18 protein-coding genes and 1 riboswitch are annotated in these 24779 nt (G+C 71.3%); of the genes, 6 read left to right on the forward strand and 12 right to left on the reverse strand.

Annotated elements, in window-relative coordinates; genetic code table 11:
* Positions 1-81: 81 nt before the first annotated feature.
* Positions 82-3687, reverse strand: a complete 3606-nt coding sequence (gene cobN / locus HNR67_RS38230) for a cobaltochelatase subunit CobN (RefSeq protein WP_185008101.1) — start codon at positions 3685-3687, stop codon at positions 82-84.
* Positions 3688-3722: 35 nt separating this feature from the next.
* A riboswitch (cobalamin riboswitch) is annotated at positions 3723-3856 on the reverse strand.
* A 6-nt stretch (positions 3857-3862) separates the two neighbouring features.
* On the opposite strand from cobN, the gene HNR67_RS38235 reads away from it, so the two are divergent.
* From HNR67_RS38235 to HNR67_RS38245, 3 genes are read left to right on the forward strand one after another with little or no spacing between them, the layout of a single operon-like run.
* Positions 3863-4978, forward strand: coding sequence for a hypothetical protein (locus HNR67_RS38235; RefSeq protein ID WP_185008103.1), 1116 nt, complete (start codon positions 3863-3865; stop codon positions 4976-4978).
* Positions 4975-5601: a precorrin-8X methylmutase gene (locus tag HNR67_RS38240; RefSeq protein WP_185008105.1), complete on the forward strand. Its 627-nt coding sequence runs from the start codon at positions 4975-4977 to the stop codon at positions 5599-5601. The genes HNR67_RS38235 and HNR67_RS38240 overlap by 4 nt, the downstream gene beginning before the upstream one ends.
* Positions 5598-7097, forward strand: coding sequence for a precorrin-2 C(20)-methyltransferase (locus tag HNR67_RS38245; RefSeq protein ID WP_185008107.1), 1500 nt, complete (start codon positions 5598-5600; stop codon positions 7095-7097). The genes HNR67_RS38240 and HNR67_RS38245 overlap by 4 nt, the downstream gene beginning before the upstream one ends.
* Here HNR67_RS38245 and HNR67_RS38250 read toward each other — a convergent pair.
* From HNR67_RS38250 to HNR67_RS38260, 3 genes are all read right to left on the reverse strand, one after another.
* Positions 7072-7818, reverse strand: coding sequence for a cobalt-precorrin-6A reductase (locus HNR67_RS38250; RefSeq protein WP_185008109.1), 747 nt, complete (start codon positions 7816-7818; stop codon positions 7072-7074). The two genes, HNR67_RS38245 and HNR67_RS38250, sit on opposite strands and share 26 nt — an antisense overlap.
* 135 nt (positions 7819-7953) lie before the next feature.
* Positions 7954-10338, reverse strand: a complete 2385-nt coding sequence (locus HNR67_RS38255) for a glycosyl hydrolase family 95 catalytic domain-containing protein (RefSeq protein ID WP_185008111.1) — start codon at positions 10336-10338, stop codon at positions 7954-7956.
* Positions 10339-10662: 324 nt separating this feature from the next.
* The gene (locus HNR67_RS38260) at positions 10663-12369 is read right to left on the reverse strand and encodes an AbfB domain-containing protein (protein ID WP_185008113.1); all 1707 of its coding nucleotides are present in this window, start codon (positions 12367-12369) and stop codon (positions 10663-10665) included.
* 97 nt (positions 12370-12466) lie between these two features.
* Between HNR67_RS38260 and HNR67_RS38265 the strand changes: the two genes are divergently transcribed.
* On the forward strand, positions 12467-13378 hold the full coding sequence (locus tag HNR67_RS38265; protein WP_221490191.1) for a DMT family transporter: 912 nt from the start codon (positions 12467-12469) through the stop codon (positions 13376-13378).
* Between the two features lie 53 nt (positions 13379-13431).
* On the opposite strand, the gene HNR67_RS38270 is transcribed toward HNR67_RS38265, so the two are convergent.
* From HNR67_RS38270 to def, 5 genes are all read right to left on the reverse strand, one after another.
* Positions 13432-15054: an AbfB domain-containing protein gene (locus HNR67_RS38270; protein ID WP_185008115.1), complete on the reverse strand. Its 1623-nt coding sequence runs from the start codon at positions 15052-15054 to the stop codon at positions 13432-13434.
* 92 nt (positions 15055-15146) lie between these two features.
* Entirely contained in the window at positions 15147-17303 is a 2157-nt protein-coding gene (locus HNR67_RS38275; RefSeq protein ID WP_185008117.1) for a SulP family inorganic anion transporter, read from the reverse strand.
* A gap of 468 nt (positions 17304-17771) precedes the next feature.
* Entirely contained in the window at positions 17772-18518 is a 747-nt protein-coding gene (cobM, locus tag HNR67_RS38280; RefSeq protein ID WP_185008119.1) for a precorrin-4 C(11)-methyltransferase, read from the reverse strand.
* The gene (gene cbiE / locus HNR67_RS38285; protein ID WP_185008121.1) at positions 18515-19732 is read right to left on the reverse strand and encodes a precorrin-6y C5,15-methyltransferase (decarboxylating) subunit CbiE; all 1218 of its coding nucleotides are present in this window, start codon (positions 19730-19732) and stop codon (positions 18515-18517) included. The genes cobM and cbiE overlap by 4 nt, the downstream gene beginning before the upstream one ends.
* Positions 19729-20349 (reverse strand): peptide deformylase, encoded by a 621-nt coding sequence (gene def / locus HNR67_RS38290; RefSeq protein ID WP_312989038.1) that lies wholly within the window; start codon positions 20347-20349, stop codon positions 19729-19731. Before def ends, cbiE begins: the two co-directional genes overlap by 4 nt.
* On the opposite strand from def, the gene HNR67_RS38295 reads away from it, so the two are divergent.
* On the forward strand, positions 20348-21016 hold the full coding sequence (locus HNR67_RS38295; RefSeq protein WP_185008125.1) for a peptidylprolyl isomerase: 669 nt from the start codon (positions 20348-20350) through the stop codon (positions 21014-21016). The genes def and HNR67_RS38295 overlap by 2 nt on opposite strands.
* Positions 21017-21081: 65 nt before the next feature.
* Here HNR67_RS38295 and HNR67_RS38300 read toward each other — a convergent pair whose 3' ends face one another.
* Positions 21082-21879, reverse strand: a complete 798-nt coding sequence (locus tag HNR67_RS38300) for an SDR family oxidoreductase (RefSeq protein WP_185008127.1) — start codon at positions 21877-21879, stop codon at positions 21082-21084.
* 74 nt (positions 21880-21953) lie between these two features.
* Between HNR67_RS38300 and HNR67_RS38305 the strand changes: the two genes are divergently transcribed.
* A complete protein-coding gene (locus HNR67_RS38305; protein WP_185008129.1) occupies positions 21954-23057 on the forward strand; it encodes an XdhC family protein in 1104 nt (367 codons plus the stop codon).
* Here the strand turns inward: HNR67_RS38305 and HNR67_RS38310 are convergent.
* A complete protein-coding gene (locus tag HNR67_RS38310; RefSeq protein ID WP_312989040.1) occupies positions 23054-23911 on the reverse strand; it encodes an aldo/keto reductase in 858 nt (285 codons plus the stop codon). The two genes, HNR67_RS38305 and HNR67_RS38310, sit on opposite strands and share 4 nt — an antisense overlap.
* 16 nt (positions 23912-23927) lie before the next feature.
* Complete coding sequence (locus tag HNR67_RS38315) at positions 23928-24761, reverse strand: oxidoreductase (protein ID WP_185008131.1); 834 nt, start codon at positions 24759-24761, stop codon at positions 23928-23930.
* Between the last annotated feature and the right edge of the window lie 18 nt (positions 24762-24779).

Consider the following 24779-nt stretch of genomic DNA (forward strand, 5'->3'; position numbering starts at 1 on the left):
TGGCCCCCGAATGCAACGGCCGCGCACGGTCCACCCGTGCGCGGCCTCCGCAAGTTCTCCCCAGTTGTCACACGACCGAATCTAGCTGTCGCCCTCGAGTTCGCCTTCAGTAGCGAGGTAGGCCTCGCGCAGCGCGTCCAGGGTGGCCTGTTCCGGGCTCTCCCACAGCTTGCGCTCCACCGCCTCCAGCAACCGCTCGGCGATGCCGTGCAGCGCCCACGGGTTGGCCTCGGTGAGGAACTTGTGGTTCTCCTCGTCGAGCACGTAGCTCTCGGCGAGCTTCTCGTACATCCAGTCCGCCACGACCCCGGTGGTGGCGTCGTAGCCGAAGAGGTAGTCCACGGTGGCGGCCATCTCGAAGGCGCCCTTGTAGCCGTGGCGGCGCATCGCGGACAGCCAGCGCGGGTTGACCACCCTGGCCCGGAAGACCCGGGAGACCTCCTCGTTGAGGGTCCGGGTGCGCACCGCGTCCGGCCGGGTGCTGTCGCCGATGTAGGCGGCGGGGGCCTTGCCGGTGAGCGCGCGGACGGTGGCCACCATGCCGCCGTGGTACTGGAAGTAGTCGTCGGAGTCGGCGATGTCGTGCTCACGGGTGTCCACGTTCTTGGCGGCCACCGCGATCCGCTTGTACGCCGATTCCATGTCACCGCGGGCGGGCTGCCCGTCGAGTTCGCGGCCGTAGGCGTAGCCGCCCCAGACCGCGTACACCTCGGCCAGGTCGGCGTCGTCGCGCCAGTTCTTGCTGTCGATCAGCGGCAGCAGCCCGGCCCCGTAGGCGCCCGGCTTGGAGCCGAAGATGCGCATGGTGGCGCGGCGGTCGTCGCCGTGCTCGGCCTTGTCCGCCTCGGCGTGCGCGCGCACGAAGTTCTGCTCGGCGGGCTCGTCCAGGGCGGCGACCAGCCGGACGGCGTCGTCGAGCAGGGCGACCACGTGCGGGAAGGCGTCCCGGAAGAACCCGGAGATGCGCACCGTGACGTCGATCCGCGGGCGGCCCAGTTCGGCCAGGTCGATCACCTCGAGCCCGGTGACCCGGCGGGACTGGTCGTCCCACACCGGCCGCACGCCCAGCAGGGCGAGGACCTCGGCGATGTCGTCACCGGCCGTGCGCATGGCGCTGGTGCCCCACACGGACAGGCCGACCGAGGGCGGCCATTCGCCGGTGTCCTTGCGGTAGCGGTCCAGCAGTGAGTCGGCCATGGCCTGCCCGGTCTCCCAGGCGAGCCGGCTGGGCACGGCCTTGGGGTCGACGGAGTAGAAGTTGCGGCCGGTGGGCAGCACGTTCACCAGGCCGCGCAACGGTGATCCGCTCGGCCCGGCCGGCACGTAACCGCCGTCGAGGGCGTGCAGCAGGTGGCCGAGTTCGTCGGTGGTGCGGGCCAGCCTGGGCACCACCTCGGCGGCGGCGAACTCCAGGACCTTGGCCACGTCCTCGTTGTCCTTGTCCAGCACCGAACGCACCACCTCGGTGGCACTGCCCTGGACCCAGCCGCCGGCGTCCATCGCGGTGACCAGTTCGCGGGCCAGCGCCTCGATGGCGTCGGTCTCGGTGCGGGAGGCGGAGCCGTCCTCGTTGAGCCCCAACGCCTCCCGGATGCCGGGCAGCGCGGCGACCTGTCCGGCCCACATCTGCCGGGCCTGGATCATGGCCAGCACCAGGTTGATCCGGGCCTCACCCTCCGGCGCGGCGCCCAGGATGTGCAGGCCGTCCCGGATCTGCACGTCCTTGACCTCGCACAGCCAGCCGTCGACGTGCAGCAGGAAGTCGTCGAACTCCGCGTCGTGCGGCCGGTCGTCCAGGCCGAGGTCGTGGTCGAGCTTGGCGGCCTGGATGAGGGTCCAGATCTGCGCCCGGATGGCCGGCAGCTTGGCCGGGTCCATGGCGGCGATGTTGGAGTGCTCGTCCAGGAGCTGTTCCAGGCGGGCGATGTCGCCGTAGCTGTCCGCGCGGGTCATCGGCGGCACCAGGTGGTCGACCAGGGTGGCGTGCGCCCTGCGCTTGGCCTGGGTGCCCTCGCCGGGGTCGTTGACCAGGAACGGGTAGATCAGCGGGATGTCGCCGAGCGCCGCGTCGGTGCCGCAGCTGGCGGACATGCCGACGGTCTTGCCGGGCAGCCATTCCAGGTTGCCGTGCTTGCCGACGTGCACCATGGCGTGCGCGCCGAACTCCTCGGCCAGCCAGCGGTAGGCGGCCAGGTAGTGGTGGCTGGGCGGCAGGTCCGGGTCGTGGTAGATGGCGATCGGGTTCTCGCCGAAGCCGCGCGGCGGCTGCACCATGACGACCACGTTGCCCGCGGTCAGCGCGGCGAGGACGATCTCGCCCTCGGGGTCCTGGCCGCGGTCGACGAACAGTTCGCCGGGCGCGGCACCCCAGTGGCCTTCGAGTTCCTCGCGGAAGTCGGCGGGCAGGGTGTCGTAGAACTCGCGGTACTTGGCCGCGCTGATCCGCACCGGGTTGCCGGAGAGCTGGGTCTCGGTGAGCCAGTTCTCGTCCTGGCCGCCTGCCGCGATCAGCGCGTGGATCAGCGCGTCGCCGTCCAGCTCGGCCACCCCGGGCAGTGCGCCATCGCCCTCGGCCGGGCCGATGTCATAACCGTTGTCGCGCAACGCGGCCAGCAGTTTGACCACGCTGGCCGGGGTGTCCAGGCCGACCGCGTTGCCGATCCGGGAGTGCTTGGTCGGGTAGGCCGAGAGCATCAGCGCGATCCGCCGGTCGGCGGCCGGGATGTGCCGCAGCTGGGCGTGCTTGACCGCGATCCCGGCCACCCTGGCGGCGCGTTCCGGGTCTGCCACGTACACGGTGAGGCCGTCCGGGTCGATCTCCTTGAAGGAGAACGGGACGGTGATGATCCGGCCGTCGAACTCGGGGATGGCCACCTGGGTCGCGGTGTCCAAAGGGGACAGTCCGTCGTCGTTGGCGGCCCAGCTCTCCCGGCTGGAGGTGAGGCAGAGCCCTTGCAGGATCGGCACATCCAGCGCGGCCAGCGCGCCGACGTCCCAGGCGTCGTCCTCGCCACCGGCGGAGGCTGCGGCCGGTTTGGTGCCCCCGGCGGCCAGCACGGTCACCACGAGCGCGTCGGCCTTGCCGAGTTCGGCGAGCAGTTCGGGTTCGGCGGTGCGCAGCGAGGAGCAGAACACCGGCAGCGCCTGACCGCCCGCGTCCTCGATCGCACTGCTGAGCGCCTCGACGAAGGCGGTGTTCCCGGCCACGTGGTGGGCCCGGTAGTAGAGCACCGCGACCACCGGTCCGCTGGTGGTCCGGGCCTCGCGCGCCAGCACGCCCCAGGTGGGGGTGGGCTGCGGCGCGGCGAAGCCGAGACCGGTGAGCAGCACGGTGTCGGAGAGGAAGTTGTGCAGTTCGGCCAGGTTGGCCGCGCCGCCGTGCGCGAGGTAGGCGTGCGCCTCGGCGCAGACGCCACCCGGCACCGTGGACAGCTCCATGAGCTGGGCGTCCGGGGCCTGTTCACCGCCGAGCACGACGACCGGTCGGGGTCCGGCGAGCAGCCAGTCCAGGCCCTCTTCCCACATCCGGCGGCCGCCGAGGATGCGCACCACGACCAGGTCCACGCCCTCGACCAGGGCGGGCAGGTCGTCCACGAGCAGCCGGGCCGGGTTGCCGAGTCGGTAGTCGGCCTCGCTGGCGCGAGCCGACAGCAGGTCGGTGTCAGAGGTCGACAGCAGCAGGATCACGCGTGGCTCCACATCCCTCGGGGTCCGCGCCCCATGACGGTCGGGGACGGTGAGCGGAGTGTCTGGCTCCCGGGCTCGCACCCGGTGACAGTGGCGGGACCGCGCCGGACTCACACCGGCTTCCTCCGTGGTTCACCGTTCGAGGCGACCCTACCTGCCGCGTAGCATCCCGCGAGTGCCCGCTTCGCCACATCGCCAGCGCCCGGACGCCTGTCCCGGCGCGGTCGAGGTGCACCCGGCGGCGGATGGCGGTCTGGCCCGCGTCCGGGTACCGGGCGGCACGCTGTCGGCGGCCCGGCTGGCGGTGCTACGGACCGCGGCGATCGAGCTGGGGGACGGGTCGCTTGAGCTGACCTCGCGGGCGAACGTGCAGCTCAGAGGGCTCGCGGCGGGGGCTGAGGTCGAGTTGGGGGCGCGGCTGGCCGAGGCCGGGTTGCTGCCCTCGCTGACCCATGAGCGGATGCGGAACATCGTGGCCGCGCCGCTGGCGGACAACCAGGATCTGGTGGACTCGATCGATGCCGCGTTGTGTTCGCGGGCGGAGTTGGCCGGGTTGCCCGGCCGGTTCCTGGTAGTCGTGGACGACGGCGGCGTGGTGAGCGGGCTGGGTGCGGATATCGGCCTGGACCGGGTTGGGTCTTCCTGGGTGTTGTTGCTGGCCGGGGCCGATTCGGGGCTGCGGGTGGCCGACCCGGTGGAGGCGGTGCTGCGGGCGGCCCTGGCGTTCCTGGCGGTGCGGGCCGAGCACGGCGGCACGGCCTGGCGGCTGGCCGAGATCGACGGCGGTGTCGCGGAGATCACTCGACGGCTCGGCGGGCCGGTGTCCGCGGATCGGGTGCCGGTGCGCGCGTCGCGACCGCTGCCCCCTGGTCCGCTGCCGGACGGGCGCCTGGTCGTGGGTGCGCCGCTGGGGCGGTTGGACTCGGACCAGTCCGGCGCGCTGCTCGCGGCGGAGCGGGTGCGGCTGACGCCGTGGCGCGGTCTGGTGCTGCCGCGGACGATCACGTTGGGACACGGGCTGATCACCGATCCTGACTCGCCATGGCACGCGGTCACCGCCTGCACCGGCCGCCCCGGCTGCGCCAAATCCCTGGCCGACGTGCGCGCCGACGCGGTGCGGCACCTCGGCTTGCCCGGCGGGCCGGTGCACTGGTCGGGTTGCGCCCGGCGGTGCGGGCGGCCGCGCGGCGCGATCGACGTGCTGGCCACCGCGGACGGTTACCTGGTCGACGGACAACGGCACGAGGACACGGCAGCGGCGATCGACGCGGCCCGGAGGAAGCAGCAGTGACCGAGTACATCAAGGACGGCAAGGAGATCTACCGCCGCTCCTTCGCCACCATCCGCGCCGAGGCCGACCTGGCCGGGTTACCGCCGGATGTGGCGCGGGTGGCGGTGCGGATGATCCACGCCTGCGGCATGGTCGACCTGGTCGCGGACCTCGGCCACTCCCCCGGTGTGGTCGCCTCCGCGCGCGCCGCACTGGCGGCCGGGGCGCCGATCCTGTGTGATGCCAACATGGTCGCGGCCGGGGTGACCCGCCGACGGCTGCCCGCGGACAACGAGGTGCTGTGCTTCCTGGGCGATCCACGGGTGCCGGAACTGGCCGCGTCCATGGGCAACACGCGCAGTGTGGCGGCCCTGGAACTGTTGCGGGACAAGCTCGGCGGGGCGGTGGTGGCGATCGGCAACGCGCCGACCGCGTTGTTCCACCTGCTGGAGATGATCGCCGGCGGCGCACCGAAACCCGCCGCGGTGCTGGGCATCCCGGTGGGGTTCATCGGCGCGGCCGAGTCGAAGGAAGCCTTGGCCGCCAACGGTCTTGGGCTGGAGTACCTGGTGGTACGGGGCAGGCGGGGCGGCAGCGCGATGACCGCCGCCGCGATCAACGCGATTGCGAGTGACGAAGAGTGAGTGATCTGGGACGGCTGTACGGCGTCGGGCTCGGCCCTGGCGACCCGGAGCTGGTGACGGTCAAGGCGGCCCGGCTGATCGGCGCGGCGGACGTGGTGGTCTTCCACAGCGCGCGGCACGGGCGCAGCATCGCCCGCGGCATCGCCGAGCCCTACCTGCGGCCCGGCCAGATCGAGGAACAGCTGATCTACCCGGTGACCACCGAGGACACCGAGGACTACCAGGGCCAGATCGACCAGTTCTACGCCGAGAGCGCCGAACGCCTGGCCACACACCTGTCCGCCGGACGCGACGTGGTGGTGCTCGCCGCCGGGGATCCGTTCTTCTACGGCTCCTACATGCACATGCACAAGCGGCTGGCCCACCGGTTCCCCACCGAGGTCGTGCCAGGGGTGACCTCGGTCAGCGGCGCCGCCGCCGTGCTCGGACGGCCCCTCGTCGAGCGCGATGAGGTGCTCACCGTGCTGCCCGGCACGCTGCCGCAGGAGGAATTGGCCGAATGGCTGGCCACCACCGACTCGGCGGCGATCATGAAGCTGGGCCGGACCTTCGGCGCGGTGCGCGAGGCCCTGCACGCGGCCGGCCGTCTGGACGACGCCTGGTACGTGGAGCGGGCCACCACCGGACGGCAGCGGGTCGCCCCACTGTCCGAAGTGGACCCCGAGGGCGTGCCCTACTTCTCCCTCGCCCTGCTGCCCAGCCAGGCGCACGACACCATCGAGTCCACCCCCGCCGAATCCGCCAAGGGACCCGGCGAGGTGGTCGTGGTCGGCCTCGGCCCCGCAGGCCGGGAATGGCTGACCCCACAGGCCCAGGACGCCCTCGCCACCGCCGACGAACTCGTCGGCTACGGCCCCTACCTGGACCGGATCCCGCCCAACCCACGCCAGCGCCGCCACCCCTCGGACAACCGGGTCGAGGCCGAACGCGCCGCCTTCGCCCTGGACCTGGCCAAATCCGGCTCCCGGGTCGCGGTCATCTCCTCCGGCGACCCCGGGGTGTTCGCGATGGCCAGCGCCGTACTGGAGGTCGCCGGGGAGGAGCAGTTCGCCGAAGTGCCGGTGCGAGTGCTACCCGGCCTGACCGCCGCACACGCGGTGGCCAGCCGCGTCGGCGCCCCCCTCGGCCACGACTACTGCGTACTCTCCCTGTCCGACCGCCTCAAGCCATGGGAGATCATCGAATCCCGCCTGGCCGCCGCGGCCGCCGCCGACCTGGTGATCGCGATCTACAACCCAGCCTCACGCACCCGCACCTGGCAGGTCGAATCAGCCAGGAAAACCCTCCTGGAACACCGCTCCCCAGACACCCCCGTGGTGATCGGCCGAGACGTCGGCGGCCCCGAGGAGTCAGTACGCGTCGTACGCCTGGCCGACCTCGACCCGTCCACTGTGGACATGCGCTGCCTGTTGCTGATCGGCTCCTCCACCACCAGGTTCCGCACCGGCCCATCCGGCGAACCAGTGGTGTTCACCCCACGCCGCTACCCCGCCTGACCCACTCCACCGCCGCCGCCACGGTCGCCACCGTGTCGGCGGCGGGCACCGGCGGCCGCCGCACGATCACCACCGGCACGCCGAGTCGCCGAGCCGCGGTGAGCTTGGCCGCGGTCTGCTCGCCACCGCTGTCCTTGGTCACCAACACCTCGATCCGCTGCCGCCGCAACAACTCCAGCTCACCGTCCACTGTGTACGGACCCCGGTCGAGCAGGATCTCCACGTTGTCCGGGTGATTTTCCGGCGGGTCGACCGAACGACTCAAGAACCACAGCTCCGGATTGGCAAAGGCAGGCAAATCCCGCCGCCCAGTGGTGAGCAACACCCGCCGCCCCACCGAGGGCAACAACGCGGCCGCCTCGCCAATCGACGACACCCAGTGCCACCGATCCCCCACCTGCTCGGTCCACCCCGGCCGACGCAAAACCAACAACGGCAACCCGAGTTCCGCGGTCGCGGCGGCGGCGTTGCCGGTCATGATCGCGGCGAACGGGTGGGTGGCGTCCACCACCAGATCCACCGCCCGCTCCCGCAACCAGTCCACCAGCCCCCGCACCCCACCAAACCCACCGACCCGCACCTCCCCCACAGGCAACAACGGCTCCCGAACCCGCCCCGCCAGCGAGGAAACCACCCGAAGCCCGTCCACCTCACCCAGCGCCACGGCTAGCCGCCGAGCCTCCCCCGTACCACCAAGAACCAAAACCACCCGCGCAACCACACCCCCACCTTAGATGCCTACGACCAGAACGGCGGAGTGTTGGCCGCTGTGGTACGGGGTGTTGGCCGTTGTGGATAGGCGAAGCCGTCGACAACGGCCAACACCCCGTACGACAACGGCCAACACTCCGCGGCGCTAGGTCGGTCGAACCGTCAAGGTCTCCCCAACCCGAAGAGACACCTGCCGCCGCCACCCCCCAGCCCGCAACTCCGTGCTCGTCCCCCCAACACTCCGCACCACCGCGCTCGTCACCTTCCCGTTGCGCCAGGCCAGATCCACCTCGAACCCGCCCTTGGCCCCGATCCCGGTGACCCGCCCCTGCTTCGCCCACGCCCCGGGCAGCGCCGGCAGGAACTCGATCACGCCCGGCCGGGAGTACAGCAGCATCTCCAGCATCGCGGTGGGTGCGCCGAAGTTGGCGTCGATCTGGAAGATGGCCCGATCCCCGTTGCGGTACATGTCGAAGAAGTTCGCCGAGGTCCCGTTCTCGTTCGCGATGCTCGGCCGCATCACCGTCAGCAACAGCTGATACGCCCGATCCGCATCCCGCAGCCGTGCCCAGCAAGCAGATCGCCAGGCACACGCCCACCCGAAGCTCTCCATCCCCCGGACCTCCAGAAGCTTCCGGATGCCCTCGATGGTGGCCTTCGGCGACACATCATGGTTCATATGATCACCAGGGAAGAACCCGATCAGCGGCGACAGATGCCGGTGCGTGCGCTCGCCGATGTCGTCCGGATGCATCCACTCCTGCAGCATCCCGGTCTTCGGACTGACCTCCGGCAGGTACAACCGCTCCTGCAGATCCTTGACCTGCGCGGCGAACTCCTTGTCCCGCCCCAGTTTCGCCGCCGCGAGCTGGAGTTCGCGGAACAGTTCCCAGACGATCTCCTGGGCGTAGCTGATGCCCAGCGCGTCCTGCGGCCCGTGCTCCGGCGACCAGTCCTTGTCATCGACCAGCACCTGCCGGGTGCTGCCGTCCGGGTAGGTGTGCGTGATGGTGATCAGCCGCGCGGCCCAGAACTCGGCCGCGCCCTTGAGCAGTGGGTAGATCCGCTCCAGGTACTTGGCGTCCAGGGTGAACTCGTAGTGCTCCCACAGCGACTGGCACAGCCAGGCGTTGCCGGCCGGATGCCACCACCAGCCGAGGCCGCCGTTGGTGTTGGTGGAGAAGGCCACCGTCCACCCGGCGATCTTCCCGGTGGAGTTCCGGAACCGGTTGCGCGGATCGTTGTACAGCCGCTGGGTCTGCCTCGACCACTCCGGCAGCTGGGCCAGGCAGTACTCGGCCAGCGCGGGGAAACAGCGGCCGAGACCGGCGCGGTCGGTCAGCCAGTAGTTCATCTGGATGTTGATGTCGGTGTGGTAGTCGGCGTACCAGTCCGGCGAGTTGTTGTGCAGCCACAACCCTTGCAGGTTGATCGGCAGGCTGTCCCTGGACCCGGTGATCATCAGGTACCGGCCGAACTGGAGGTAGCTGGCCTCCAGCTCCGGGTCCGGCTGCCCGGGATTGGTGTGCCGCACGGCCAGCCGCGACCAGGAGTCCAGATTCCGTTGCGAGCGGCTGGATTCACCGAGGTCGACGGTCATCTTCCGGTACAGCGACTGGTAGTCGGCGACGTGCGTGTTGAGCAACGCGGTCCCGGCCACCTTGGCCTTGGCCAGCGCCCGGTCCCGGGCCACCGTCAGCGGTTCCACGGTGGTGTTCCGGAAGCCCTTGGCCGCGTCCGGCAGGTAGTCGGTGCCGCCGGAGACCACGATCAGCAGTTCCCGGCAGTCGGTGAAGGTCAGCTCGTTGCCGCTGACCGCGACCGTGCCGGTGTCGCTGAACGCGGTGACCACCGCGGCATAACGCAGTCCGTTGTCGAACCGGGCCTGCAGGGAGATCGTGCGCGTCCCCGCCTCGCCGGCGACGGTCTCCGTGCGGGTGGGCTCCAGCCGGATCCGTCCACTGTGGACACCACCACCGCGCTGGGTCAACCGCACCACGACCACGTCGTCCGGATGACTCGCGTAGGTCTCCCGCCGGTACTGCGCGCCCTTGACCCGGTAGGAGGCGGTGACCAGCCCGTTGCTCAGGTCCAGCCGCCGCCGGTAGTCGCCGACCGCGGCCTTGGTGTGCCCGGTGACCTGCACCCGCACCTTGGCCAGCAACCCGAACGACCCGAAGTCGTTGGGCCCGTACGGGAACTGCCCGTCATCCTGCAGCACGTCGTTGCGATGCCCGGTCCACAGGGTGGCATCGGTCAGGTACAGCACATCGTCGGCCGGATCGGACCCGACCAGCGCCCCCAGCCGGCCATTGCCGATCGGCAACCCCTGCTGGATGATCCGGCTCTCCTCGGCAGGCGCCGGGTACCACAGACTGGTCGCCTCGGACTCCGGCACCAGACTCACGCCCTGCGGCCGGGCCACCTCCTCTGCCTGTGCGATGAACGGCCGGACCCCGCTCAGCATCATCCCGGCGCCAACGGCGCCCGTGATGCGCAGGAAGTCCCGGCGCGACGGCGAGTCGGACATGGTCGAGTCCCTTCGATGGGCTGTGGCGGAAGGTCCACCCGAGGCTCGATGTGGTGGTGCGGCGCAGGAAAGATACGATCTCTTAACAGAACCGTCAACGGTCCGTAGGCGTCAGCCAAACAGAGCAACGCCGAAAAAGGCCCATCTGCCAGCACTTCTGTGCCGTCAGGTCGCGCCGGAACAAATCGGAATAGATCACCCGCGAACCGGGACACCTCCGATGGGTCAAGATGACCGGTCGTATTCATCGCCAACCAGAAAACCCCGGTGCACCCGCGCGATTCCTGCTGCGCGGGCACCCCGGGGCGGTTCACATCCTGCTGATCAGCGCTTCAGCGGCTCCGCCACATCCCAGCTCGAGTCGTGGTGGAAGTTCGCCTTGGTCTCGTACCACTCCGGCCCGTCGAACTTCGCCAGCCACACCTGGCTGTTGATGTGCCGGATGAACTTGCCGGGGAAGTTCCACGACTCCAGCGAGACCCCGGTGCCGCTGAGCCCGTCCTGGGCGCACCAGGTGGCGTCGGCGTTGAACAGGCCGGGGTCGCCAGAGGGGCCGTCCAGGCGCAGCCTGCCGCCGGCGTGCCGCAGGAAGTTGCCGGGGAAGTTGACCGACTCCAGGGAGTAGCAGCGGGCGTCGAGCCTGCCCGGCACCAGCCGGAAGGTGGCGTCGGCCCGGTCCAGTTCGGAGCTGCCCTGGGTGACCGGGGACAGGTTGCCCAGGCCGTTGGCGTGCCGGATGTGGTGGTTGCCGAGGCCGGGGTTGGTGGCGCGCAGGGACTTGCGGTCCTGGCCCGGCTGGGTCAGGTCGTGCCGGGCCTTGCCGACCACGGTGAGGAACCAGTGCTGGTCCGCCTCATGCCGGCTGGTCCCCTGGCTGACCGGGCTGCCCTCGCCGGTGGCGAAGTTCGCGGCCTCCAGCACCTTGTCCGTGCCGACGTTGCGCAGCTCGATCGAGCCCGCGCGCGCGGGCAGCGCCTCCCACCACAGCGAGCGGTCGGAGAAGTCGAGGCAGGCGCTCTGCACGACCTGGACGCCTGCCGCGTTCTGCCCGTTGAGCGGGCGCAGGCACTGGTGCTTGTTGTTCATGCTGCGCAGCGCGACCGTGTTCTCCGCCCGCTGCACGACCTCCCAGCGCTGGTTGGGCCCGGCGTGGCAGTTCGCGATCACGGTGTGGGTGTTGGGTTCCCAGCGCGCGAAGTAGACGTCGAGGCACTTCTGCGAGTGCACGCCGCGCAGTTCGACGATGTTGCCGTCGACCAGGCCGGGGGTCTGCCTGCCCTGCTTGATCAGGCCGCTGATCCACGGCTCCAGGTCGTCGGTGCGCGCGACGGCCGCGCCGGGCGTGCCGCCGGTGACGCCCTGGCAGCCCTGCTGGCCGGAGCTGGTGTGCACGCCGAGCAGTTCGGGCGTGCCCGCGCGCTCCCGGAAGGCCGGGCCGCCGAAGTCGCCGTCGCAGATCGCGGCGTTCGCCGGGCTCTGCGCGGCGAGGCTGAAGTTGTTGGCGCCCAGCGCGGAGGCGGTGAACAGCGCGGTGTGCGCGCGGTCCGGCCGGGCCTGCGTCGCGGTGCGGCCGTACCCGACGGCGCGCACCACCTCCCCCTCGCCGACCGGACCGGCCCGGTAGGCCAGCGGGGTGATGTCGTGCACCGGGTCGGTGAGCCGGGCCATCAGCACGTCCCGGTCCTCGTCCAGCCGGAACTCGGCCACCTCGCGCACCGCGGTGCGCGCCTTGGCCAGTCCCAGCCCCCCGAAGCGGACCGTGGTGCGCTGGGCCGGGCGACCGGACTCCAGCTGGTTGCCCTCCTGGGCCGGGTTCGGGTCGAAGCAGGCCGCCGAGGTGATGACCCACTGCGGGTCGATCAGCGCGCCGGAGCAGCGCTTGTCACCTTGGTCGAAGGCGGCGGTGAAGGAGTACGTGCCGATCTCCACCTGGTTGCCGTTGCTGATCGCGTGCGCCTGCGCCGTGCCCAGCAGGGTGAGCGCGGCCGTGATGATGGCAGCACTGACCACCCGCGAACGGGTTTTTGACACTGCGGAACCCCCCTATGAGTTCTCGGTGAGTGACGGGGCGAAGCCTAGGGCAGGCCTCTGACAGTTCGCTTAACGCCGAGTGTGAGGATGGCTGTTCGTGCCCCATCGTGTCCCGCTGATCCCACTGCTCGCCCTGGCCGTGGCCGTGCTCGCGGTGTCCACCTCCGGCCCGCTGATCGCCTTCGCCGCCGCGCCCGCGCTGGCGATCGCGTTCTGGCGCAACACGATCGCGGTCGGCCTGCTCACCCCGTTCGTCGCGGCACGCCGCGGCCCGGAGCTACGCGCCGCGGTGGCCGGGGACAAACGCGGCCCCGGCGGCTACAGCGTGCTGGCAGGCGCGATGCTGGCCCTGCACTTCGGCACCTGGATGTCCAGCGCCCAGCTCACCACGGTGGCCACCTCGATCGCGCTGGGCTGCACGCAACCGGTGTGGGCCGGGCTGATCGCGGTGTGCCAGGGCAAGCGCTTGCCGATGAGCACCTGGCTGGGCATCGGCCTGGCGGTGGCCGGCGCGGTGTGGACCACGGGCGCGGACTTCCAGGTCTCCGGCGCCGCGCTGTGGGGTGATGTGCTGGCGGTGCTGGGCGGCATGGCCGCCGCGGGTTACGTGGCACTGGGCGAGCACGCCCGCACCGCGCTGACCACCACCACCTACACCACGATCTGCTACGCCACCTGCGCGCTGGTGCTGCTGGTGGTGTGCCTGAGCGCGGGCATCCCGCTGACCGGCTACCCGGACACCACCTGGCTGGCCATCCTGGCCATCGCGCTGGGCGCGCAGCTGCTCGGGCACTCGATGTTCAACTACGCCCTGCACGCGGTCTCGGCCACCACGATCAGCCTGGTCACGCTGCTGGAGGTGCCGGGGGCGGCACTGCTGGCCTGGGCCTGGCTGGGCCAGACCCCTCGGCCCGCGTCGCTGCCGGGGCTGGCGTTGCTGCTGGCCGGGGTCGCGGTGGTGGTGCTGGCCGGGGCCCGGCGGCCCGCGGTGGCGCCGGTGGCCGGATAGCCGAACGGCCGGGGCGGCGCGATGCCACCCCGGCCGTCAGTTCAGCTGCTGTGTCAGGGCTTCAGCGGCGGGGCCACGGCCCAGCTGGTGTCGGCCTCGAAGGAGTTCGGCGTCTCGTACCACTGCGAGCCGCCCTTGTAGGCGTTCCACACCTCGCCGTTGATGTGCCGGAGGTAGTTGTCCGGGAAGTTGAACGAGGCGAAGGAGACCCCGTTGCCAGCCGCGCTGTCCCTGGCGCACCAGGTGGCGTCGTTGGCGTACAGCGGGGATCCGTTGTTGTCGTCCAGGCGCAGCCTGCCGTTGGCGTGCCGCAGGTAGGCGCCGCGGATGTCGCGGGACTGCAGGGAGTAGCAGCGGCTGTCGGCCAGGCCGGGGACCAGGTCGAAGGTGGCGTCGGCCTTGTCCAGCGCGGGGCTGCTCGCGGTGATCAGGCTCAGCCAGCCCTCACCGCGGGCGTGCCGCAGGTAGTGGTCGGGCAGCCCGGCGTTGGTGGCCCGCAGCGAGGCGCGCTGCGGCAGGTCGTGCCGGACCTTGCCCTTGGCGGTGAGCTGCCACAGCTGGTAGTCGTAGGGGTGCATGCCGTCGCGCTGCACCACCCGCGCGCCCAGCTCCAGGTTGGGCACGGCCAGACCGCCGAGGTTGCCCGACCGGCGCAGCTGCACGGTGCCGTTCTTGCCGGGCGTGATCAGCCAGTGCTGCTCGCCGCTGCCGCAGGTCATGTACTCGACGCCGCTGCCGACCGGGACCAGGCACTTCTGCGTGTACAGGTTGCGCAGGCCGCGGTACTCGCCGGAGCCGACGACCTCGAACTCCTCCTCGGACCGGCCGCCGCCGCAGACCGCGGTCACCGCGCCGCGCAGGCAGTAGCCGGTGATCTGGTTCTTCAGCTCGACGATGGTGCCGTCGGTCAGCGCCGGGTTGGCCCGGCCCGCCAGCACCTGCTGCTTGATCCAGTCGGTGAGGTCGTCCACCCGGACCGCGGTGGTCGCGTCGCTGGTCTCGGTCTCGCCGAGGCAGTTGCGCCGCGGCGCGGTGGCCAGGATGGCGCCCAGTTCCGGGTTGCCGTCGCGCTGGCGGATCACCGGGCCGCCGAGGTCGCCCCCGCAGATCTCCGCCCCGCCCGAGCCCAGGGTCAGCGTCGCACCCGCCTGGCCGCCCAGTGGGAAGGTGGCCGAGTGCAGCCGGTCCTCTTCCTCACTGGCCGCGGCGAGCGCGCCGTAGCCGGTGACGGTGAGCTGCTCACCGGTGGCGAAGCCGGAGGCCGTGGGCAGCCGGGCAGGCCAGGTGTCCGGCACCGGCTCGGTCAGCTTGACCAGCACCAGGTTGCGGTCGGCGTGCGGGACGAGCTGGCTCGCCTCGGACACCGCGCCGCCGCCGTGGGACAGCTTGGTGCGGCCGACGCTGACCACCGTCCGCTCGGCGGGCGCACCGGGCCTGACCTGGCCCGGCGTGCCGAAGCAGCTCGCCACGGTCAGCACCCACTGCTCGTCGACCAGCACACCCGAGCAGGCCTTCTCCGCACCGACCCGCAGGTACGCGCTGTAGCTGTACCCACCGTTAGGCACCGGTGTGCCGCCGCTGATCGCGTGTGCGGGCAACGCGCCCAGCAGGCCGGTTACCACCGAAGCGGCCAGCGCACCGGCCACCGCGGTCTTGCTCAACTTTGCACGCGCCACAGCGCAGATCCCCCTTGAGTCGACGAAGTCGTTACGTGCCAAGGGGACGCCGCTCCCCCGCAGGGGAGACTATGCAGACCTTTCGGGGGCCGTCAATCCGCTGTTCGCCGTGTACCGGTGCCCACCGCCGGCACTGCTCCATCCGGGTCAAGTGGTCTGAACCGCTGGGTTTCGGGGTCCAAAATGGACAGTCTGGCCTGGCCGATGTCGAAGAACAGCCCGATCACCTGGAGCCTGCCCTCGGCGACCGCGGCGCGCACCATGGGCAGCCGGGCCAGCGCCTCGGCCTGCACCGCGACGTTGACCTTGGCCAGCCGGTCGGCCTCCTCCTGCTCGCCCGCGCCCGCCGGATGTCCGGCGCGGAAGGCCCGCAGGCTGGGCAGTCCGGCGCGCAGCCAGCGGCCCAGCGAGTCGTCCTGCTCGGCGCGGCCGGAGAGCAGGCTGGTCATGCCGGCGCAGGCGGAGTGGCCGCAGACCATCAGGGTGGGCACCCGCAGCACCTCGACCGCGACGTGCACGGAGGCCTCGATGCCGTCGTCGCCGGGGGGCACCAGGTTGCCGACGTTGCGCACGGTGAACAGGTCGCCGGGCCCGCTGGTGGTGATCATGTTGGGTACGATCCGGGAGTCCGCGCAGGTCAGGAACAGTCCGTGCGGGCGTTGCAGCACCGCGAGCTGCTCGAAGAGCGGGCGCAGCAGCGGCGCGGAGTGCCGGTGGTACTCGCGCACGCCGGTCTCCAGCGGGGAACCCGAGCGCGGCCGGGGCAGTTCGCCCTGCCAGCTCGACCAGGGCGCGAACCAGCGCGGCAGCACGGGTTTGCCCTCGGCGCCGAGTTCGGCCACCACCACGGTGCCGCCGCGTTCCTCGTGTTGCCGCCGCCAGCCGGAGAGGTGCTCGTAGGCGGCGTGGTCCAGGAACTCCGCGACCAGTTCGATGTCCACAGTGGACCGGTCAGGGATCTGCCCGAGCATCCGGGAAAGCCTTGGCAGGGAAAGGAAACTCAGCGTGCCCTCGACCAGCACCCGCCACCGGCCGGGCGCGGACTCGGTGACCCGGACCCTGGCCCAGACCACCCGGCGCAGCACCAGCACCACCGAGGTGGCCAGCCCGATCAGCACGCCCTGCAACAGGTCCAGGAACACCACGCCGGACACGGTGGCCAGGTAGGCAAGGGCCTCCCGGTGCCGCCAGGCCGAGCGCACGTCCTCGATCCGGACCAGCTGCAGGCCGATGAACACCAGCAGCCCGGCCAGCGCGGCCATCGGCACCCGTTCGATCACCCCGGCCAGCAGCAGCACGAACAGCAGCACCCACACCCCGTGCAGGATGGCCGAGGCCCTGGTGCGGGCGCCGGCGGCCACGTTGGTCGAGCCGCGCACGATCACCCCGGTCACCGGCAGCCCGCCGAGCAGGCCGGAGGCGGTGTTGGCCACGCCCTGCCCGAAGAGTTCGCGGTCCAGGTTGCTGCGGGTGCCTGCCAGTTTGTCCACGGCCACCGCGGAGAGCAGGCTCTCCACGCTCGCGATGACGGTCAGGGTGAGCACCGCGAGCAGCACCGCGCCCCAGTCGCCGCCGGGGAGCTGGGGCAGACGCAGGGAGTCCAGCAGTGATCCGGGCAGGTCCACCCGGACCAGGTCGAGTCCGGCGACCTCGGCCAGCACGGTGGCCAGCAGCACCGCGACCAGCGGGCCGGGCACCCGGCGCACCGGCGCGGGCAGGAAACCCCACAGCAGCAGCACGCCCAGCACCAGCAACCCGATCAGCGCGGCGGGCCCGTGCAGGTCGAGGAGCTGACCGGGCAGTTCGAGCAGGTTGGTCAGCGCGCTGGTGCCGGGCTGGCCGCCGAGCAGCACGTGTAACTGACCGAGCACGATGACCAGGCCGATCCCGGCCAGCATGCCGTGCACCACCGCGGGGGAGATGGCCAGCGCGGCGCGGGCCACCCGGCACAGGCCGAGGATCAGTTGCAGCACCCCGGCGGCCACGGTGATGCCGCAGGTGACCGCCCAGCCGAACTGGTCGATGAACCCGGCCACCACCACGGTCAGCCCGGCCGCGGGCCCGCTGACCAGCAGCGGGGACCCGCCGAAGGCCGATGCCAGGATGCCGCCGACCACCGCGGCCACCAGCCCGGCCACGATCGGCGCGCCGGAGGCCACCGCGATGCCAAGGGACAGCGGCACGGCGACCAGGAAGACCACCATCGAGGCGGGCAGGTCGTACCGCAGGTCGTGTCGCAGCCAGTTCATCGGTTCCCCCTTTCCTACCAACACTATGGACCAATTGTCCGATTGGTCGGGACAGCGCGGCGTCGGGGAACTACTTGGAGCGACAGGAATCGGACACACTTCACCCGATCGAATGTCGGCCGTCGGGAACTCCGTTCAAGATCACCCAGCTCGTGGGCGTACGCGAGCCGGCTGGCACCGATCGCGCGCCGCGGCGAACCGCACACAGTTCACCCGCTTCAGTGACCCGCCACCGGGGGTCCAGACCCCCAGCCAGCAGCCCCGCCCACCCCTCACCAGCGTGTTGGCCGTTGTCGTACGCAGTGTTGGCCGTTGTCGTACACAGTCTTGGCCGAACTGGTACGCCCAATCGGCCAACACACCGCCCACAACGGCCAACACACCGTCCGGAACGGCCAACACCCTGTACGACAACGGCCAACACACCGTCCAGTTCGGCCAACACACCGTCCGGAACGGGCGGTGGGGCTAGGGGGTGCGGCAGCGGGTGGCGGAGTACAGGTGGCTGTCCGGGAAGGCGTTGGCGGTGAGGACCGCGCCGACCACGATCACCGCGGTGCGTTTGATCCCGGCGGCGTGCACGGCGGCGGCGATGTCGGCCAGGGTGCCGCGCAGCACGGTCTGCTCGGCCCGGCTGGCCATGGCGACCACGGCGACCGGGCAGTCCGCGCCGTAGTTCGGGATCAGCTCGGCGATGACCGCGTCGATCCGCTGCACGGCCAGGTGCAGCACCATGGTGGCGCGGCTCTGACCAAGGGTGGCGAGGTCCTCGCCGGGCGGCATCGGGGTGGCCCTGGCCGAGGTCCGGGTGAGCACCACGGTCTGGCCGACGCCGGGCACGGTGAGTTCCCGGTTGAGCGCGGCCGCCGCGGCGGCGAAGGCGGGCACGCCGGGGGTGACGTCGTAGGGCACCCCGGCGGCGTCCAGGCGACGCATCTGCTCGGCCATCGCGCTGTACACCGAGGGGTCGCCGGAGTGCAGCCGGGCCACGTCCAATCCCTTGGCGTGCGCGGAGACCAGCTCCTCGGTGATCTGGTCCAGGTTGAGGTCGGCGGTGTCCACCAGGTGCGCGCCGTCCGGGCACCAGCCCAGGATCTCCTGCGGCACAAGGGATCCGGCGTAGAGGCAGACCGGCGATTCGGCGATGATCCGCTGCCCGCGCAGGGTGATCAGGTCGGCGGCGCCGGGTCCGGCCCCGATGAAGTGCACGGTCACTGCGTCTCCTTGGTCACGACCCAGGTGGTCACCGGCAGCATCGGGCGCAGCGTGGTGAACCCGCCGACCGGCGCGGCCCGGCTGATCGCCACCCGCGTCAGGTCCCCGCCCAGCCGCGAATACCATTGCGCCACCAGGGATTCCGACTCCACGGTGACCGCGTTGACCACCAGCCGTCCGCCGGGCAGCAGGCTCTGCCAGCAGGTCTCGATCACCCCGGGCACGGTCGCGCCACCGCCGACGAAGACCGCCGCCGGCGCTTCCAGACCGTCCAAAGCGGACGGTGCCTCGCCGAGCACGACCTCGATCCCCGGCACACCAAGGGCGTAGGCGTTGCGGGTGATCCGGTCGGCCCGTTCGCTCTCGCGTTCCACCGCGATGGCCCGGCAGCTCGGGTGCACCCTGGACCATTCGATGGCCACGCTGCCCGCGCCCGCGCCGACGTCCCACAGCAGCTGGCCGGGCACCGGGGCCAGCCGGGCCAGGGTGAGCGCGCGGACCTCGCGTTTGGTGAGCTGGCCGTCGTGGTCGAAGGCGGAGTCGGGCAGGCCGGGCACGGTGGGCAGCAGCTGGGTGCCGGGGTCGGCCACGCAGTCCAGCGCGATCACGTTGAGCGCGGCGGTGCGCGGCAGCGACCACTCCCCCGCGGTGCCGGTGACCACCCGTTCGTCCTTGCCGCCCAGGCGTTCCAGCACGGTCAGCCTGCTCGGGCCGTAGCCGCGCACGGTGAGCAGCGCGGCCACCTCGGCCGGGGTGCCGCCACCCGCGCTGAGCACCAGCACCCGCCGCCCCGGCTGGATGAACGGGTGCAGCAGTTCGACCGGCCGCCCGACCGCGCTGACCACGTCCACCGCTTCGAGCGGCCAGCCCAGCCGGGCGCAGGCCAGGGACAGCGAGGAGGCGTGCGGCAGCACGTGCAGTCGTTGCGGGCCGAGCAGCCTGGCCAGGGTGGAGCCGATGCCGAAGAACATCGGGTCCCCGCTGGCCAGCACGCAGATCCGGCGGCCGCGGTGGCGTTCCAGCAGGCCGGGCAGGGCGGGCAGCATGGGTGTCGGCCAGGCAACGCGTTCGGCGGTGACCTTGTCCGGCACCAGGTCTAGCTGCCGGGAGCTGCCCAGCAGCACCTGAGCGGCACGCACCTCCAGCTGGGCGGGCGGGGCGAGGCCGGGCCAGCCGTCCGCGCCGATGCCCACCACGGCGACGGGCTCGGTCATCCGCTCAGACCGGCCGCGGCGAGGATTTCCTTGCGCTGCTTGACCGGGAGCCGGTCCACATAGGCCAGTCCGTCCAGGTGGTCCACCTCGTGCTGCAGGCAGCGCGCGGCGATCCCGTTGGTGCGCACGGTGACCGGGTTGCCCTCGGCGTCGAAGCCGGTGGCCTCGGCGTGCTCGGAGCGGGACAGTTCGGCGAACTGGCCGGGAACGGACAGGCAGCCCTCGTTGAACAGGGTCAGCTCACGCGGCGCGGGCGGCAGGACGAGCACCGGGTTGACCAGGGTGGCGATCACCGGGTTGCCGTCGGCGTCCGGGCAGTCCATCACGAAGACCCGGGCGTCCACCCCGATCTGGTTGGCCGCCAGACCCACGCCGCTGGCCGCGTACATGGACGCGAACATGTCCTCGACCAGGGTCTTCAGCTCGGCGTCGAAGCTGGTCACCGGGGTGCACGACCGGTGAAGAACCGGGTCGCCATAGTGAACAATGGGCCGTGCCGTTCCGGTGCCGCTCATCGCCGCCGTCATCCTCCCCGAGCCATCTGGTCGCCGACGATCGTAGGCTGGGCTGTTCGTCGGGTTTCGGCGACCCCGGGGCCGGGCTAGGTTGACCGGCATGAGAAAACGCTGGTCAGTTGGTGTCGTGGTGGCCGCGTTGCTGGCCGCACTGCCGGTCGGGGTGGCGCAGGCCGCGCCGGAGACCGACCTCGGGCGCTCGGTGCGCTGCACGTTCACCCCGACCCCGGAGGATCCGGCCGCCAAGCCGGTGCACCCGCCGCGGGCCAAGGCCAAGGCGCGCGGAACGGTCAAGGTCACCATCTCCACCAACCACGGCAAGGTGGTCATGGAGCTGGACCGGGCGAACGCGCCCTGCGCGGTGCACAACTTCCTGTCCCTGGCCCGGCAGCGCTTCTTCGACAAGACCCAGTGCTGGCGGCTGACCAACTCCACCCGGCTCGGCGTGCTGCAGTGCGGTGACATCTGGGAGGCGGAGAAGGGCGGTCCCGGCTACAAGTTCGACGACGAGGTCACCGGCAAGGAGACCTACCCGCGTGGCACGGTGGCGATGGGCAACTTCGGCCCGAACACCAACGGCAGCCAGTTCTTCATCGTGCACAGCTTCGCCAACATCAAGCCCGCCTACACCGTGCTCGGCAAGGTGACCCGCGGCATGGCGGTGCTGGACAAGATCGTCGCGGGCGGCATCATCCCCGGCCCGACCAACCCGCTGGACGGCCTGCCCAAGCTCCCGGTGCACATCCAGCGCGTGCGCTACGGGCACTGAGCACGTGGGCCTGGCCGCGGAACCCGTTGTCCCACCCCGGGTTCCGCGGCCGGCTCCCCCGCGCCTCAGCTGACCTGGCGGACGCTGCCCCCGTCGATCCGGAACTCCGCACCGACGATCCACTCGGCCTGATCCGAGGCCAGGAAGGCGACCACGTTGGCGATGTCCGCCGGCTTGCCCTCGCGCCCGGCCGGGATGCCGCCGACCAGTTCGTGCAGGGTGCCCAGGGCGGCTTCCTGGTCCAGGCCCTGGGTGTCCTGGATGTGCTGGACGAAGCTGTCCACCGCCTCGGTCTTGATCAGCCCGGGGGCGATCCGGTTGACCCGGACCCCGCGCGGGGCGACTTCGGTGGCCAGCGATTTGCTGTAGGCGTTGAGCGCCGCCTTGGCCGCGCCGTAGTGCACCAGCGAGGACTCCGCGCGCAACGCGGCGATCGAGCTGATGTGGATGATCACGCCACTGCCGCGCTCCAGCATGCCGGGCAGCAGCGCCCGGTCCAGCCGCACCGCGGCCATCACGTTGAGCTGGTAGGCGTCGTGCCAGTGCTCCTCGGTCAGGTCGGCGATGCCGCTCGTGGCCGGCACCGCGCCACCGGCGTTGTCCACGATCACATCGACCCCGCCGAGGATCTCCAGCGCCTCCGCGGCCAGCCCGGCCACGCCGGACTCGGTGGACAGATCGGCCTTGACGAACCGCACGTTCGCCGGCAACTCCCGCTCCGGCGCGGACCGGGCCGCGACCAGCACCGAGGCGCCAGCCCCGGCCAGTCGCGCGGCGATGCCCGCGCCAATCCCCTTGGTACCCCCGGTGACGACGACCCGCTTGCCCGACAGGCCGTCCTGACTCGCAACGTTATGGACCATGCGGTCCACAATGCCCATTCTGGACCGTCTAGTCAAATACAACTTCTTGACCTCCCCCGGCGCACAATGGGCCGATGCGCGAACTGATCGCCCCCCTGCTCGCCTGGTACCGCGAGGGGCAGCCGTTCGCCCTGGCCACGGTGGTGCGCACGTGGCGGTCCGCACCCCGGCAGCCCGGGGCGGTGATGGCGGTGAGCGCGGCGGGCGAGGCGCTGGGCAGCGTGTCCGGCGGCTGCGTGGAGGGCGCGGTGTACGAGCTGGCCCAGGAGGTCCTGCGCACCGGCGTGCCCGAACTGGCCAGCTTCGGCGTCAGCGACGACGACGCCTTCGCCGTCGGCCTGACCTGCGGCGGCACCCTGCAGGTCTTCGTCCAGCCGGTAACGCCGCAGACCTACCCGGAGTTCCCGGCCCTGGCCGAGTCCATCCAGTCGAGCACCCCGGTGGCCATCGCCACCCTGCTCGACGGCGCCAACACCCCCGGCAGGCACCTGCGCATCACCCCGGAGGACACCGCGGGCGCCCTGGGCTCACCCCGCCTGAACGAGGCCGTCCGCGACCACGCCCGCGGCATGCTCGCCCTGGGCAGCACCGGTTTCCTGCACATCGGCGCCGACGGCGAACAACGCGGCGACGACCTGTCCATCTTCGTGGAGTCCTTCGCCCCACCACCCCGGATGCTGGTCTTCGGCGCCATCGACTTCGCCGGCGCGGTGGCCCGCATCGGCAAATTCCTCGGCTACCACGTCACCGTCTGCGACGCCCGCCCCGTTTTCGCCACCGCCAAACGCTTTCCCGAGGCCGACGAACTCGTGGTGATGTGGCCGCACAAGTACCTCGCGGAAACCACGATCGACGAACGCACCGCCATCTGCGTCCTCACCCACGACCCGAAATTCGACGTCCCCCTGCTCGAACTCGCCCTGCGCACCAACGCCGCCTACATCGGCGCGATGGGCAGCCGCCGCACCCACGAGGACCGGCTGAACCGGTTGCGGGAACTGGGTTTGACCGAGCCGGAGCTGTCCCGCCTGTCCTCCCCGATCGGGCTGGATCTGGGGGCCCGCACACCGGAGGAGACCGCGGTGTCGATCGCGGCCGAGATCATCTCGTTGACCTGGGGCGGATCGGGCCGCCGTCTCGCCGAGACGGACAACCCGATCCACCGGCCACAGCCCTAATCGGCCAGTTTGGACAGTGCCGCGAACTGCTCGTCCGACAGCGTCACCCCGGCCCCGCCGAGGTTGTCCTCCAGGTGCGCCACCGACTTGGTGCCCGGGATGGGCAGTACCACCGGGGAGCGGCGCAGCAGCCAGGCCAGGGCGACCTGGGCCGGGGTGGCGTCGAGTTCCTTGGCGACCGCGGCGACCGGGCTGTCCGGCTTGGTCAGGTCGCCGGTGGCGATGGGGAACCAGGGGATGAAGGCGATGTTCTCCTGGGTGGCGTGGTCCAGGAGGGCCTCGCTGGCGCGGTCGGTGAGGTTGTAGCGGTTCTGCACGCTGACGATCGGGGTGATCTTCCGTGCCTCTTCCAGCTCGGCCACGCTGACCTCGGACAGGCCGATGTGCTTGACCTTGCCCGCTTCGCGCAGTTCCACGAAGGCGCCGAGCTGGTCGGCCAGTGGCACGGCCGGGTCGATGCGGTGCAGCTGGATCAGGTCGATGTGGTCAAGGCGCAGGTGGCGCAGGCTGAGTTCGACCTGCTGGGTCAGGTACTCCGGGCGGCCGGTGATGGTCCACTGGCCGGGACCTTGCCGGGTGAAGCCCGCCTTGGTGGCGATGACCAGGTCGTCGCGATACGGGTGCAGGGCTTCGGCGATCAGGAGTTCGCTGACCAGGGGGCCGTAGGAGTCGGCGGTGTCGATGAAGGTGACGCCCAGCTCGACGGCGCGGCGGAGCACGGCGAGGGCGCCATCGCGGTCGGCCGGCCAGTCCCAGACGCCGGGACCGGTGATCTGCATGGCGCCGTAGCCGAGCCTGCCGACCGGGAGGTCGCCACCCAGCTCGAACCGGCCGCCGAGGAAGTTCTCTGTCACTGCTGAGATCCCTGCTTCAGTTGGAGTCGTATCCGGTGGACATTGCCAACGAACGCCAGCGGGTCAGTTCCTGTTCCACGTTCGCCAGTTTTCCCACCACCCGGGCCACGCAGTCCGCCCCCAGCGGCAGCCGCGCGGGGGCTTCCGGGTGCAGGGCGACCCGCAGGATCGCGGCGGCGGCCTTGGCCGGGTCGCCGGGCTGGGCGTGGTTGGACTCGGTGGCCCAGCCGCGCACCTGACCGGCCGATCCGGCGTAGTCGGGGATGGTGGCGGCCGCGGTGTGCAGCGAGCTGGCGTCCAGGAAGTCGGTGCGGAAGACGCCGGGTTCGACCACGGTGACCTGGATACCGAGCGGGGCGAGTTCGGCGCGCAGGCCCTCGGTGATGCCCTCGACGGCGAACTTGGTGGAGCCGTACACGCCCCAGCCCGCGCCGGTGGTGAAGCCGCCGACCGAGCCGATGTTGAGCACGTGCCCGCTGCGTTGCCGCCGCAGTACCGGCAGCACCGCGCGGGTGACGGTGAGCAGGCCGAACACGTTGGTCTCGTACACCGCGCGCACCTCGGCGTCGGTGCTCTCCTCGACCGCGCCGAGCAGGCCGCGGCCGGCGTTGTTGACCAGCACGTCGATGCCGCCGAAGCGTTCGACGGCCGCGGTCACCGCCGCCTCCGCCTGCCCCGCTTCGGTCACGTCCAGGGGCTGGACCAGCAGTTTCTCGCTCGGGCCGAGGGTGTTGGCGAGGGCGGCGGGGTTGCGCGCGGTGGCCACGACCGCGTCGCCGCGGTCCAGGGCCTGCCGGGCGATCTCGAAGCCGAACCCGCGGGCGGCACCGGTGATGAACCAGGTGGCCAAGGCGACCTCCCAAAAGTG

Source organism: Crossiella cryophila (assembly GCF_014204915.1).
Classification (GTDB): Bacteria; Actinomycetota; Actinomycetes; order Mycobacteriales; family Pseudonocardiaceae; genus Crossiella; species Crossiella cryophila.

Bases quoted from the DNA above. Each gene is read 5' to 3' on its own strand.
- HNR67_RS38275 (WP_185008117.1), bottom strand. From the start codon at position 17,303: ATGAACTGGCTGCGACACGACCTGCGGTACGACCTGCCCGCCTCGATG.
- HNR67_RS38255 (WP_185008111.1), bottom strand. From the start codon at position 10,338: ATGTCCGACTCGCCGTCGCGCCGGGACTTCCTGCGCATCACGGGCGCC.
- cbiE (WP_185008121.1), bottom strand. From the start codon at position 19,732: ATGACCGAGCCCGTCGCCGTGGTGGGCATCGGCGCGGACGGCTGGCCC.
- HNR67_RS38300 (WP_185008127.1), bottom strand. From the start codon at position 21,879: ATGGTCCATAACGTTGCGAGTCAGGACGGCCTGTCGGGCAAGCGGGTC.
- def (WP_312989038.1), bottom strand. From the start codon at position 20,349: ATGCCGGTCAACCTAGCCCGGCCCCGGGGTCGCCGAAACCCGACGAAC.
- HNR67_RS38305 (WP_185008129.1), top strand. From the start codon at position 21,954: ATGCGCGAACTGATCGCCCCCCTGCTCGCCTGGTACCGCGAGGGGCAG.
- HNR67_RS38295 (WP_185008125.1), top strand. From the start codon at position 20,348: ATGAGAAAACGCTGGTCAGTTGGTGTCGTGGTGGCCGCGTTGCTGGCC.